This is a genomic window from Lacticaseibacillus manihotivorans DSM 13343 = JCM 12514 (assembly GCF_001435035.1).
Taxonomy (GTDB): domain Bacteria; phylum Bacillota; class Bacilli; order Lactobacillales; family Lactobacillaceae; genus Lacticaseibacillus; species Lacticaseibacillus manihotivorans.
Genome location: NZ_AZEU01000179.1, coordinates 14,966 through 28,681, shown reverse-complemented (window position 1 = coordinate 28,681; position 13,716 = coordinate 14,966). Strand labels below are relative to the sequence as shown.

Annotated in this window: 10 protein-coding genes; 1 reads left to right on the top strand and 9 read right to left on the bottom strand. The window is 48.1% G+C overall.

Annotated features, from left to right (window positions below; genetic code table 11):
- Window positions 1-155: 155 nt before the first annotated feature.
- Genes FD01_RS10405 through FD01_RS10395 form a run of 3 tightly spaced genes read right to left on the bottom strand, consistent with a single transcriptional unit; the run spans window position 156 to window position 2,802 of the window.
- Window positions 156-1,082 carry an FAD:protein FMN transferase gene (locus FD01_RS10405; protein WP_056964155.1) on the bottom strand — a complete coding sequence of 309 codons (927 nt, stop codon included), beginning with the start codon at window positions 1,080-1,082 and terminating at the stop codon, window positions 156-158.
- Window positions 1,082-2,245, bottom strand: coding sequence for an NAD(P)H-dependent oxidoreductase (locus FD01_RS10400; protein WP_056964153.1), 1,164 nt, complete (start codon window positions 2,243-2,245; stop codon window positions 1,082-1,084). The genes FD01_RS10405 and FD01_RS10400 overlap by 1 nt, the downstream gene beginning before the upstream one ends.
- Window positions 2,242-2,802 (bottom strand): NADPH-dependent FMN reductase, encoded by a 561-nt coding sequence (locus tag FD01_RS10395; RefSeq protein WP_056964150.1) that lies wholly within the window; start codon window positions 2,800-2,802, stop codon window positions 2,242-2,244. Before FD01_RS10395 ends, FD01_RS10400 begins: the two co-directional genes overlap by 4 nt.
- Window positions 2,803-3,101: 299 nt before the next feature.
- Between FD01_RS10395 and pyk the strand changes: the two genes are divergently transcribed.
- Window positions 3,102-4,532 (top strand): pyruvate kinase, encoded by a 1,431-nt coding sequence (gene pyk, locus FD01_RS10390; RefSeq protein WP_056964148.1) that lies wholly within the window; start codon window positions 3,102-3,104, stop codon window positions 4,530-4,532.
- 56 nt (window positions 4,533-4,588) lie between these two features.
- Here the strand turns inward: pyk and FD01_RS10385 are convergent, their stop codons facing one another.
- The 6 genes from FD01_RS10385 to pcrA form a co-directional block, all read right to left on the bottom strand.
- Window positions 4,589-5,584, bottom strand: a complete 996-nt coding sequence (locus FD01_RS10385) for a YihY/virulence factor BrkB family protein (protein WP_056964146.1) — start codon at window positions 5,582-5,584, stop codon at window positions 4,589-4,591.
- A 17-nt stretch (window positions 5,585-5,601) separates the two neighbouring features.
- Window positions 5,602-6,354, bottom strand: coding sequence for a hypothetical protein (locus tag FD01_RS10380; protein ID WP_056964145.1), 753 nt, complete (start codon window positions 6,352-6,354; stop codon window positions 5,602-5,604).
- A gap of 127 nt (window positions 6,355-6,481) precedes the next feature.
- A complete protein-coding gene (locus tag FD01_RS10375; protein WP_054714439.1) occupies window positions 6,482-7,153 on the bottom strand; it encodes a sugar transferase in 672 nt (223 codons plus the stop codon).
- Between the two features lie 426 nt (window positions 7,154-7,579).
- Window positions 7,580-8,791: a CamS family sex pheromone protein gene (locus FD01_RS10370; protein WP_056964192.1), complete on the bottom strand. Its 1,212-nt coding sequence runs from the start codon at window positions 8,789-8,791 to the stop codon at window positions 7,580-7,582.
- A 5-nt stretch (window positions 8,792-8,796) separates the two neighbouring features.
- A complete protein-coding gene (ligA, locus tag FD01_RS10365) occupies window positions 8,797-10,824 on the bottom strand; it encodes an NAD-dependent DNA ligase LigA (RefSeq protein ID WP_056964143.1) in 2,028 nt (675 codons plus the stop codon).
- A gap of 541 nt (window positions 10,825-11,365) precedes the next feature.
- Window positions 11,366-13,606 carry a DNA helicase PcrA gene (gene pcrA / locus FD01_RS10360; RefSeq protein ID WP_056964141.1) on the bottom strand — a complete coding sequence of 747 codons (2,241 nt, stop codon included), beginning with the start codon at window positions 13,604-13,606 and terminating at the stop codon, window positions 11,366-11,368.
- Window positions 13,607-13,716 lie beyond the last annotated feature (110 nt).

The following is a 13,716-nucleotide window of genomic DNA, read 5'->3' as shown; positions in this document are numbered from 1 at the left end:
AAATCCTCGACGGATAAGAAATTGTACTTTATTAGTATACGCGACTCCTTGAAAGTTTCAAAACAACGTTAACAATTCTTAAGTTGGGTACAATTATTTTAATTTGCAACCACGCAAAAAGGCTTGACCAAAGTGGCTTTGATCAAGCCTTTCCATTATGCCTGTAAATGAACCCCGACTGGGACCACGCGACCATCTTGATAGACAAACACGGCGCCATAGATGTCGGGTTGTTTTTCCCAATTTGGGATCGGTTCCCCAGCAAAAAATAACCGTTTGGCTTCTGTTTCTGCCACTACAGACTGACGGGCAAAAACCGTCACCCCTGCCAGTTTGGTTTGCAAAGGATGCCCGGTGCGCGAATCGAGTAAATGATGGTATTGTTTGCCAGCAACGATCAAAAAGCGCTCATAGATGCCGCTTGTCACCGCAGAACACGCTGGCAAAACTGTGCGGCCAACTTCATCATGGCGCTCAGCTTGGGGATCTTGCACCCCGATCACCCATTGGCCATCGACGCGTCGTGGTGACTCGCCGACAAACACTAAGTTGCCGCCGAGATCAATAATGCCACTAGCCACGCCATACGCCCGCCATAAATCTGCGATGCGATCGGCGATTTCACCTTTGGCAATGCCGCCGAGATCTAGTTCCATGCCAGGTTGTAATAACTTGACCGTCAACTGATCGTCGTTTAATTCAACTTGCATGGGGTCGATCAACTGTTTACGTGCGGCAATATCAGACTCGTCTGGGACATTAGCCGCTTTAAACCCGATTGCCCAAAGTTTGACTAATGGGCCGATCAAGGCATTGAAGCCGAAGTTTTCTCGACTTGCTAAGACGGCACGTTTCACCAATTGATACGTCGCCGGCGACACCACAACGGCATGATCACCTGCGGCATGATTGATGCTCATGACTTCAGATACTTGACGGTTGACCGTCAAACGATCTTCATATTCTGCGACCAACGTCATCGCCGCATCAATGGCCACATCATTTAATTCACCGAAAGTCGTTAAGGTAATCGTTGTCCCTAAGCCGTAGCCGACTTTCACACGTTTCGTCAAACGAGACATTAGTGTTCAGAAGCCCCACTGGTCGCGTCCGGTGCGTCAGTAGTGTCAGCATTTTCAGCAGCAGGCGCGTCACTTGCCGCTTCATCATGAGCAGAAGCCCCAGACGTGGCATCCGCAGCAGCATCACCACTGGCATCAGTTGCGCCGCTGGTGGCATCAGCTTGAGAAGCGCCAGTTGTCCCGTCACTTTCACCCCATGCGCCTTGGTCATAGAAGTTCAAAATGTGTTCCACGCTACCGGTGAATTCAATGGTGCCAAGATAAGACCCATCCACATCCCGCAAAGCATAATATTGGATCAACACGCGATGGCCATGCATCATCAATGGCCGAGAAACGGAATCGCGAGAACCATCTTTAAAGGAGTTGATGATTTTCATCACAATCGGCAATACCTTTGGGGGATGGCATTCATCGACGCCTTCGCCGATTTCATTGGGATAGCGGACATGTTCGCGGTTTGGCTTGTTGGAATACCAGGTGAAGTGATCCGTGTGATCGATCAAATCGATTTCAAATGGGATCGTGGCGAAAATCTGTTGGACTTCGCGGAAGCTCAAAGACCCGGTGGGAAATTTGATATAAGCATCATCTAAATAAGGTTGTTTTGGCATCGAATCGTCCTCCTTAGGGGCTGTGGTATCAATGAAATCAACAAAATTGTTAAAGTAGCTTTCAAGCTCTGCACGCACTTTGGCATCGGTGACGTTGCCGTCGACAAACACTTTGGCGGCATTGCCGATCAACACTTCATTGCCTGACAACGTATAGGCATCACAATCAGGGCTGGCCAAAATTTGGCGCAAATGCTCTTGTGCGCGGGCAGAAGCTTGCGGGCCATAACTGGTGCCGACGATCATTGCGGGTTTGTGATACAACGCATTTTGCTTGTAAGACACCCATTCGATTGCAGACTTCAAGGCTGCTGGAATCGAGTGATCATATTCAGGCGTGGAGAAAATGACCCCATCGGCTTGTTGAATCGCCTTTTTGAAGGACCAAACTTTCATATCGAGTGGTTCATCAATGGAAAACGCTGGCAGCTGGTCGATTTCTAAGATCTTAATGTCAGCCATCGCTTGGAAATGCTTTTGCATATATTGAAGTAACAAGCGGTTATAGGAAAAATCGGCATTGGTGCCGACGATTGCAACTAATTTCATGCTTGGGCCTCCTGAGCAGCTTGATGCATCGCCACAAAATCTTTGAACCCGTTGTAACACAAGGTCAAAAAGTCGATGGTACCTTGATCTTTCAAGTCGCCTTCAACAGTGAACGCGTCTTTGGCTTGACCTAACAAGAATTCATTGCCAGCAAAGACTTGGGCAAACACACCTGGTGAATCCAAAATTTGACGCAAGTGTAATTGTGCGCGTGAAGAGCCTTGCGCAAACTTAGAAGCGCCAACGATCATCACCGGCTTGTTTTTGAAAGGATGCAGGCGATAAGATTCCCATTCGATGACCGACTTCAAACCACTTGGAACACTGTGGTTATATTCCGGACAGGCGATGATCACCCCATCTGCTGATTCAATTTGTTCAGCTAATTGCACAGCAGGTTCAGGATCTGTGACCGGATGGTTTTCATTAAACATCGGAAACGGTTTAACTTCGACGAGATCGAGTTGATCGTCATCAAAATGCCGCTGCATAAATTGAAGCAGTTGGCGATTCACGGATTGGTTCGCGTTTGAGCCAACAATTGCGACAAACTTCACATTAATCACTCCTTACGACTAAAGTAACGGCTGATGCCATTACCTACGATTGTAACCCATTTAACAAAGATAACCAACATTGCAAATGGCATAGTGTTATGCAAATTCTTGGCGATTTTTGCCTTGTCAAGTCGTGATGCAACGAAAGTTTGGCACAACGACGCGGCTGGAAAAATATAACAAAAATGACGAGCCGATGAAAAGGCTTCCGTTACCTATTGCCTTATTAGTTAATATTCTTTAAAATAATAGTCGTGATTGTATCACGCTTACATAACTTTTTGGAGGAAATTTTACCCATGCGTAAAACTAAAATCGTCTCGACTTTAGGCCCAGCATCCAACGACTTGAAAACCATCAAGGCCTTGATCAATGCTGGTGCCAACATTTTTCGCTTCAACTTCTCTCACGGCGACCATGAAGAACAACTCGGCCGCATGAACTTGGTCAAACAAGCGATGAAAGAAACTGGCGTGAAAGTCGGCTTGATGCTTGATACCAAAGGCGCTGAAATCCGTACCACTGCCACCACTGATGGCAACAAAGTGGCTTATTCTGCTGGCGACAAGATCCAATTATCGATGAATACTGGCAAGTTATCCCAAAAAGGTGCCATTGATATTACTTACGGCGGCTTATATGATGACGTTGAAATCGGCCATCACGTGTTATTTGATGATGGTTTGTTGGATACAGAAATCATCGCCAAAGACGCGGACAAGCGCGAATTGACGCTTGAAGTGCAAAACCATGCCGAACTTGGCTCCAAAAAAGGTGTGAACTCTCCCGGTGTTTCCTTACAACTCAAAGGCATCACCGAAAAAGATAAAGACGACATCCGCTTTGGCGTGAAGCAAGGCATCAACTTTATCGCCGCATCCTTTGTCCGCAAAGTATCCGATGTCCAAGAAATCAAAGATGTCTTGGCTGAAGTTGAAGGCGTTGATGTGCTGATCATCCCTAAGATCGAATCTCAAGAAGGCATCAACAATGCCGATGACATTTTGGCCGTTGCTGATGGCTTAATGGTGGCGCGTGGCGACATGGGGATCGAAATTCCTTATGAAGAAGTGGTTGCCGTTGAACAATCCTTGATCCACAAGTGCAACTTGGTGGGCAAGCCAGTCATCACTGCTACTCAAATGCTCGATTCCATGCAAGAAAACCCACGCCCTACTCGCGCCGAAGTTACCGACGTAGCCTTTGCGGTATTACAAGGCACAGATGCTACCATGCTTTCTGGCGAATCGGCTAACGGGGATTACCCAGTGCAATCTGTTCACACTATGGCAGTCATCGACGAACGTGCTGATCGCATGTTGCCAAAGCATTCTCCAGTGTTGGATGAATTGAAACAATCTGGCTCTGTGACCACCACCACTGCCATCGCTGCCGTGACTGCCGCAGAACGTGTCAATGCCAAAGCTATCATCGCCTTGACTGCTAGTGGCTACACCGCACGTCAAATTTCTCGTTTGAAGCCAGAAGCCCCAATTTTGGCGGTGACTTACGATGAACGCACGGCATCTGCTCTGTTGCTTTCTTGGAACGTGACGCCAGTAGTCTTTGACAAAGGCCAATCCTTTGAAGACTTAGTGGCAGACGCTGAAGCCAAGTTAGTGGCATCAGGTGAACTTGAAGCTGGTGACGTGGTTGTGATCGTGGCTGGTTTGCCATTATACGAACCAGGATCGACTAACAACGTAATGTTGCGTCGTATCGCTGACTAAATTCAAAACCAAATGAAATCACCCGCCGATTGAATTCGACGGGTGATTTTTTTCACTTATTGACGCTGCGGTTGTTTCTTGACGAAATCATGGACTTTACCATGTGAGTGATGCAAATGCCCGGTGAAATATTCTGCCACCAATGCATTGATCACCCCGCCGATCAATAGTAACATGGCGGAAAAATTCAGCCACAACAGCAACACCATCACCGTGCCTAACGTGCCATATGAGGTAAATCGAGACCCAAATACCCGCATATATAAGGAGAAGCCTTGCGCTAAGCCTAACCAACTCGCAATGGTAAAAGCTGCACCAGGAATGATCGTCCAGAATTTGATTTTGACATTGGGCAAGAAAAAATCAACTGAGCCGATCACCACGATCAAGGCCGACACGGTCACTGGCCAACGCAAGCTATCAAACGTGTTCAGCCAACTATCGGATAAGCCTAACAAAGGCACGATCCATTCCAGAAATTGCCGGCCAAAGGTAAAGGCCACCATGACCATGCCTAATGCGACGATCAATAAGAAGATGATCAACATCGATAAGATCCGCTGGACGAAGTAGTTCTGCGGTGGCGTAATGCCATAAGCTTTGTTGAACCCATTTTTCAAGCCGTTGATGCCAAGACTTGCGGCCCAAAGCGTGGCAATGGCCCCGATCGATAACGCGGAGCCAGACGTCGAGTTCAACAAGTTGTGAATGATCGGTTCGATCCAACTCATAATGTCGGACGGTACCACTTGTTCCAAATAATCGGCGACCCCGTCATAAGAGAAACCAAACAACGGCAACAAGTTCCCCAACAAAATCAACATCGGAAACATCGACAACAGTGAATAAAAGGCTAACGACGCTGCGGTCATCCCCAGCTCTGCATCATTAAAACGCCGCAATGCGAGCTTCAAAAACTCTCGAAACTTCAAACTGCGAGGAATTTTCATGCTGGCTAATGGGACTTGACCTTTGGCAATGGCGAGTTTTTGTTCTTCAGTTAGCGCTTTTGAGGGCTTGTCGGTGCGGCGTTTCAAACGCGCCTTGGACATTAAACTCAGCTCCGATCTTAATAAGCTTTGGCAACACTGCCGTCAGCATAGTAGAAATACATATGGACCGCAACACTAGACCCATCGGCTTGCGTTTGATACAACCCCACTTCATAAGCCGGCACGCCGGTATAATCAGTGGTGTACTGGATCACGCCCACATTATCGATGCGCGTATCCGAAGTTTCACTAGGATATTGGGCCATATGTGCTTGCACGGCCGCAACTGCTTTGACTTTCGGGTCGACTGCTGCCGCTTTTGAGGCACTGACAGAACTAGCGGCAGCACTAGAGGCGCTGGCGGCTTTGGCGAGGCTGGCACTGGCCGCTTTGGCACTTGAAGCAGACGCCGCACTCGACGAACTGGCTTTGGCCGCAACGCTTGAAGACTTGCTGATCGATTCTGATAAACTTTTGGCTTGTTTGGAAACAGATTGGGCCTTTTTCAAACGCGCAGAACGTTCTGTTTTCGTCGGCTTCTTGGCGCTAGTCGTTGAGCTAGTGGTGGCAGTTTGAGCGGCTTGAGCCCCGATGCCAAAGTGTGGCAACACGCGATCATACACCAAAACCCCTGCCAGTAAAACCAACACCACGATCAATTGCTTGCGAGCAGAACTCACCACATGCGCCAAGCGGCGTTCACGCGTCCGCACATATTCTTTTTTTCCGGCAGCGCGGAAGCGAATGTAAAAAATGATCAACACGATCACCAATACACCTACCAATGCCAACTCGCGCAATAACATATTATGTAGCAAACTTGCCCCCATAATGACCCTCCGAATCTCTCTAATATCTGTATTATACCAGTGTGGGCCATGCACGACTAGTCAGCGACAGTCGGCCACGCCATAAAAAAAGCCACTGTGCAAATAACACAGTGACAACATATGTAACTTAATAAGCACCATTTGGTTTGATCACGATCACAACGGTTTTGAATAAAATCATCACGTCTTTGGCAATACTTGCAGAATTGATGTATTCGATGTCCAATTGCACCATTTCGTCAAAGCCGACATCACTGCGCCCGCTGACTTGCCATAAGCCAGTCGCCCCAGGGGTCACACACAAACGTTGCTTGTCATAAGCCGTGTAAGTGGCAACTTCTCGCGGCAACGGTGGACGTGGGCCAACCAACGACATATCACCACGTAATACATTATAAAGTTGTGGTAATTCATCCAAGCTGTATTTGCGGATCACATGGCCGATTTTCGTGATGCGTGGATCATCTTTGATCTTAAACATCGCGCCGGTAGTATCATTTTGCTTGGCTAATTGATCGACCATTTTATCCGCATTGGCCACCATCGAACGGAACTTCCACATCCGAAATTCGTGGCCGTTGCGTCCGATGCGCGTTTGTGAATAGAAAACTGGCCCAGATGGATCATCCAGTTTAATGATCAACCCGATGATGGCAAAAGGAATTGCCAAAACGATCAAGCCGCATGCTGAAGCGACAAAATCAAAGGCGCGCTTGACCGCCAGATAAACTGGCGATAAACGTTCCGGTGTCGCGGCCGGCCGCGCTTTGTGTGAGCTTAATTGTGTCGATGTTTCCAAATTGCTTCCCCCCGTGTGCAACGTGCTACTCATAGCTTAAGCCATTCTTTACCTTTATTCAATAAACTTAACCTTAATTGTTAAAGAACACGTTTTCATTGCAAATATGCAACACTCAACCACCCTTGTCGTCACTTTTTACCATTGTCTGATCAATCATTGTTGTTTCCTTGGAATATCTCACAGGATAACTGAATAACATCGCCTTGTCAAAATTAATTATGAATAGTTCGATTAGCGATTTTTTATGACAAATGTTCTTAAAACAACTGGCACGTCGCGCGAAAATTCAGGTCCGTCCAACCAGAACCGCACGGCCAAACGCCCTCAGATGACTGGCAATTGCTGGCGGCAGCAACCCCTAACCCACAAACACCGCTTGCATCAAAAAAGAACAAGACAGAATTCGTCTTGTTCTTAATATGATCAATAGCTACCAAAGACATGGGTGTAGAAGGCTTTTTCGCCAGATTCTCTGGCCACAAAGGCTTGAATGCCACCGGTGGATTGGATCTGAATCTCGATCTTCGCACCACTTGGCAGATCCTTTTGGGCTGTGGTTGCCACATATTGGGTGAAGGATTCGATTTCCGTCAACCCGTAAAACTGGGTGTTGATGGTGATATTCATCCCGGTCAACTGCCCAGATTCATAATGGGTTTGCGCAGTGACGCCAGCTAAGGTCGGGAAGAAGTTCTCAATGGCGTCTGAGAAATTCGAGAAGTCATTGGAAACGGTCGAATTGACGGCTTTTTCATTTTCAACCACAGGCAAGACTTGATTCTTTTCATTGATCGATTTCCAAGAATTCAAGGAATTGCCAGATTCACTTGTGGTTGAAGCAAAGAAAGTGCCGCCGACTAATGAATCTTGATCCGCGTTCTTATACAAGGCCACGACAATCGGTGTGGTGCTGGAAACGCCAGACATTTTACGGATGCGCTTGACGACTGTGGCAGCCATTTGCTTGCCGTATTTCTCCAAATCAGTTTGCGAGATCTTAGTGGAATAAGTCGCGCCATACTGTTTCTTTTGATAGTAGTAGTATTCGTTCATCCCTAGCGCAATGGAAATGCCGCCGAGTTTCATCGATTTACCGCTGGCTTGCATGTAATCTTGTTCCAAAATCGTCGCCAGATATTCCGGCTTGGCGGTTTGGAAATTCGCGATCACGGCACCTTTTTCGCCATTTTGATATTGGCTGGGGTTCAACCCATCTGGGCCTTCAGACACCAGCGCTGTAGATTTCGTCGTGGCAGCTTTGCGCATCAGCCAACTTTTAGCTGTGGCTGTCGATAACAATTGGCCTTCTTCCAATGAATACTTGCTAGTGGAAAAATGTTGCATCGAAATCGACTGCAAACCAGATTCCATCGACTTAATATTGTATGTGTTGGACCCTTGGGTATTGGTGTCGATGGTCAAACCGCGCGCAGAGCTGGTTTTATAGCTGCCGTTTTGAATGACCCCTTGATACATATCGGAATTCACGGACCCAGTGGTTTGATATTTACTGGTACTCGTGCCACTGCCGCCTGTCGTGGTGCTGGATGCATCAGAGCTAAAGTTCAACTTACCACACCCGGCAAGCACTGCCACTAACACTACCAGCGTTGCCGCTGCCTTGAATTTCTTCAAAATATTCAAACCTCTCCTTGCAACGTCTCTTTCAATGTCGCTTCATTCATGATCGCAATATCTAAGCTTTGCGCCTTGGTCAACTTGCTACCAGCTTTTTCACCGGCCACCAGCAAATCAGTTTTCTTGGAAACCGATCCGGTCACCTTCGCCCCTAATGCTGTCAGTTGCTTGGTCAATTCAGGCCGCGAAAAGTCCGCAAACGAGCCGGTGATCACCACCGTTTTTCCGGCAAAAAAGCCTTCCGTTGCCACTGCCTGTTCACTAGTATAGCGCATGTTGACACGCGCATCGCGCAATTCACGCAATAATTGTTGCGCCCCTGGCATCGCAAACCAAGCAACGACCGCTTGGGCGATGATCGGACCGATCCCATCGACTGCCGAAATTTCTTCTGCACTCGCAAGGCTTAACGCATCGACTGTCTTAAAGTGCGCTACCAACAATTGCGCGGCTTTACCACCGACATGGCGAATGCCTAACCCAAATACTAGGCGTTCTGCCGAGTTTTGCCGACTATTATCGATCGCATTTAAGAGATTATTAATCGCTTTTTCTTTAAACTTGTCCAAGCCCGCCAAATCATCTGCAGTCAATTGGTATAAATCAGCCACATCATGGATCAAATCATGGCTCATGAGTTGCGCAACGATCTTCGGGCCTAACCCATCGATATTCATCGCATTCCGTGAGGCAAAATGCGTCAACTGCGACGCGACTTGGGCTGGGCACCGCGGATTTAAACAACGCAAGGCGACTTCATCATCGAGATGCACCAGATCTTCCCCACATGATGGGCATGCAGTTGGAATTTCCAAAGGTTTAGAGTCTGCGCCGCGCTGATCCAATAAGACCCGCGAGACTTCTGGGATAATGTCGCCTGCTTTGTGCAACATCACCACATCTCCCAGGCGAATATCCTTTTCTCGGATCTGGTCAACATTGTGTAACGTCGCGCGACTCACGGTTGTGCCAGCCAGTTGAACCGGGTCCATCACAGCCGTTGGCGTCACCACCCCAGTGCGACCTACCGTCCACTCCACATTGCGAATCGTGGTTTGCGCTTCTTCTGGTGGGAATTTGTAGGCAATTTCCCAGCGTGGCACTTTCACAGTGTTCCCTAGTTCTGCTTGCAAAGCCAAATCATTGACTTTCACCACGATGCCATCGATGCCATAAGCCAAGTGGTCCCGGTCGGCAGTTTGGGTGGTGATATAGTCATCCATCGTGGCCAAGTCTTTGGCCACGACACTTGTTGGGTTGGTGGCAAAGCCGAGCTTTTGCATGAAGGCAATGGCTTCATGTTGCGTGGTTAAGTTGTACTGCGCTGGATCGATCACGGTATACATGAAGGTTGCCAATTTACGCGCTTTGGTGATGTTAGCGTCGAGTTGGCGCAAGCTCCCTGCCGCGGCGTTGCGCGGATTGGCGAAAATGGCTTGGCCTTCTGCTTCGCGACTGGCGTTTAATTCAGCAAAAGCCGCTTTTGGCATATAACATTCGCCACGCACTTCAATATTTAACGGTTCTGGCAACGTTTGTGGAATGTCTGGAATGGTGCGCACATTTTTGGTGACGTCTTCGCCGATGTTCCCATCGCCTCGCGTCGAGCCTTGCACCAACTTGCCGTTTTCATAAACCAGTGACAAAGATAAGCCATCAATTTTGAGTTCGACATTGTAATCAACTGTTTGGTCAACGCCTACTTCCAACCGCTCAGCCCAGCCTTGGAGTTCTTCTAAGGAAAAAACATCCCCCATGGACAGCATTGGGATCGGATGTGGGACTTTCGGCAAGTCATCATCAGTCGCACCCCCCACAAGTTGCGTCGGTGAATCAGTGCGCACCAAAGCTGGAAACGCAGCTTCCAAATCTTGAAGTCGACGATATTGAAGATCATATTCATGATCTTCAACCGTTGGCGCATCTTTGGTGTAGTATTCGTCACGCCAAGTATTCAGCCGTGCGACTAATGCGTCAACTTCACTTTGCGCTTCCACTTGTGTGTATTCATTGATCGGCTTTTCGGCCATCTTCAACACTCCTTAATTTGGTGGTTCTGCTTCATTTTCTCATTTCCCATCGCTGTCCGGCAACTTCAGTGTCTACGCTAGACATACTAATCTGCCTCGGCACGAAAATCTGTGAGCGCCAGCGCCTTGGCACCACTGCAGAAAACCGAACAAGTTTTCTCAGTTGATATTAAGAAGTTACAGATTAAACATGCGCACGTCTGGATATCACTCATATTGGTGAATGTCTGCATAAACGGGAACATCATACGTTTCGTAGCCATCAGGCGCCAGTGGTCTGGCGGAGTGGAGGAACCGAAATCATCGAACGTGGCAGAAATATGAGTTGAGACAGCTGGTTTCTGGCTGGCTCAGCTCATATTTCTGGCTGGCTCAGCTCATATTTCAGGCGAATTCAAAGATGTGGTTTTCGGCTTTGAATTCAGGTAGAAGAACATCGGCGGTTTGTGCCGATTTCTGGAGCCGGCCGACCACGAGAGATGATTTCAGTTCCGAATGGGCCTGGAGCGTACCGCTAGCGCCTGATAGCGGTATTAAAGCGTTAAGCCTTTTTAATTGGGGCAAAAGCGGCTAATAAACGCTTGACGCCTTGAGAGGCAAAAGCGATATCGAGTTCTTGATCATCGCCTGAGCCATTGACTTTCACCACTGTGCCTAAGCCCCACTTGCGATGTTCCACTTTGTCGCCGGCGGTCCAAGTTTCACGACCTGCCGCAGTAGTTGGCGTGGCCGTGATCTTCTTGGCTTTGGTGCCCACTGGATGACGCGAGTACGTTGGGGTCACCGCGCGTTGCGTGCGATTGATGAATGGAATATCGGATTTCGGCTGCGCTTGGCCTGCAGTTTCCAATAACTCGGGGTCGATTTCTTCAATGAAACGGCTGGCTGGGTTATTTTGGCGTTGGCCATAAAGCATCCGGCCATAGGCGTTGGAAATAAAAAGCTTCTTTTGGGCCCGGGTGATGCCGACATAAGCCAAGCGGCGCTCTTCTTCCAGCTGGGTTTCATCCATCGCCGCGCGGCTCAATGGGAACAAGCCTTCCTCCATCCCCACCATGAATACCACTGGAAATTCCAGGCCTTTGGCAGCGTGTAAGGTCATCAAGGTCACTTCTTGCGCGTCTTCTTCAATGCTATCTTGATCTGATAATAACGCCAAATCTGCCAAAAAGTCGACAAAGATGTCTGAATCTTCTTCTTCAGGTTCATAACGATCATCAAATTGCTTGGTCACCGACAGCAATTCGTTCAAGTTATCGATCCGGGTATCGGCTTCAATGTTGTTAGCGGCTTTAAGGGCTGGTAAATAACCACTTTCATCTAAAATGTGGGCCATCATTTCCGTGACGGAGAATTTTTTGCGTTGAACGGCCAGCTTTTGCATCATCATGCCAAACTCTGCCAGACCTTTGCGGGCTTTACCGGAAACCGGGGTGAGTTCAGCGTTAGCCGCAGCTTCCAGTAAACTCCAGCCATTTTGGGTAGCGAAGGCTTCAAGCTTTTCAATGGACGTCGACCCGATCCCACGCTTGGGTTCATTGACGATGCGGTTGAAGGACATATCGTCATCTGGATTGATCACCAAACGGAAATAAGCCAAGGCATCGCGAATTTCTTTGCGGTCGTAGAACTTGTGGCCGCCAACCATTTTGTACGGGATATTACTTTTGACGAAGGCTTCTTCAATGGAACGCGATTGGGCGTTAGTCCGGTATAAAATCGCAAAATCGCCGTACTTGCGGTGTTCTGTTTTCATTTGCGCTTCAATTTGCTTGATCACAAAGTACGCTTCATCCAGTTCAGATTGCGCGCGGTAATAGGTGATTTTTTCACCTTTGGAGTTTTGCGTCCACAAGGTTTTGACTTGGCGCTTTTGGTTGTGCTTGATCACGCCGTTGGCCGCATCCAAAATGGTTTTGGTTGAGCGATAGTTTTGTTCCAGCAAAATGACTTGGGCATCTTTGTAGTCTTTTTGGAAATCCAAAATATTTTGCATGTTCGCGCCACGCCAACCGTAAATACTCTGGTCAGCATCCCCGACGACACACAAGTTGCGATAGCCATCTGCCAGCAGGTGCACCAATTGGTATTGGGCTTCGTTGGTATCCTGGTATTCATCGACGTGAATGTATTGGAATTTGCGTTGGTAGAATTCAAGCGTTTCTTTGTCTTGTTGGAACAACTGGATGGTCATCATGATCAAATCATCAAAATCCAACGCCTGATCGCCGCGCATGCGCTTTTGATATTCGCGATACACGTCTGCGGTGATTTGCTCGATGGGGCCAGCGGCTTGTTTTTGATAAGCGTCTGGCGTCAACAAATCGTTCTTGGCGTTAGAAATCGTTGATAAAATGCCTTTAGGATCATAGCGCTTAGGATCGAGATTCAAATCAGCTAGGATATGCTTCACCAAGGTCAATTGTTCGGCTGGGTCGGCAATCGTGAACGCCCGATTCATGCCGAGCTTTTCAATGTCACGCCGCAAAATCCGCACACAAAGGGCATGGAAGGTGGAAACCCAAACATCACGGGCGACTTCCGCATCCAGTAACCCGCCGACACGTTCTTTCATTTCCCGCGCCGCTTTGTTGGTAAAGGTGATGGCCAAGATCCGCCAAGGGTTGATATTTTTTTCTTCTATTAAATAAGCAATGCGGTGCGTCAAGACCCGGGTTTTACCGGAGCCGGCCCCAGCCATGATCAATACAGGGCCTTCAGTCGCTAGTACCGCCTCAGTTTGCTTGTCGTTCATGCCGTCCAACATTGGAACAGTCGCCATGGAATTATCGTCCTTTCGTCTTGCAGTCAGTTGTGATAATTGTACCAAAAAACTCGCAGGCTTAACAGTGAAACGAACGTGTGTGCGTCATCTTTTTAACCGCAAAAAAA

Excerpts from the sequence above, each read along its gene's own strand:
- FD01_RS10385 (WP_056964146.1), bottom strand. The coding sequence starts at position 5,584 with ATGTCCAAGGCGCGTTTGAAACGCCGCACCGACAAGCCCTCAAAAGCG.
- FD01_RS10405 (WP_056964155.1), bottom strand. The coding sequence starts at position 1,082 with ATGTCTCGTTTGACGAAACGTGTGAAAGTCGGCTACGGCTTAGGGACA.
- ligA (WP_056964143.1), bottom strand. The coding sequence starts at position 10,824 with ATGGCCGAAAAGCCGATCAATGAATACACACAAGTGGAAGCGCAAAGT.
- FD01_RS10380 (WP_056964145.1), bottom strand. The coding sequence starts at position 6,354 with ATGGGGGCAAGTTTGCTACATAATATGTTATTGCGCGAGTTGGCATTG.
- pyk (WP_056964148.1), top strand. The coding sequence starts at position 3,102 with ATGCGTAAAACTAAAATCGTCTCGACTTTAGGCCCAGCATCCAACGAC.
- FD01_RS10400 (WP_056964153.1), bottom strand. The coding sequence starts at position 2,245 with ATGAAATTAGTTGCAATCGTCGGCACCAATGCCGATTTTTCCTATAAC.
- pcrA (WP_056964141.1), bottom strand. The coding sequence starts at position 13,606 with ATGGCGACTGTTCCAATGTTGGACGGCATGAACGACAAGCAAACTGAG.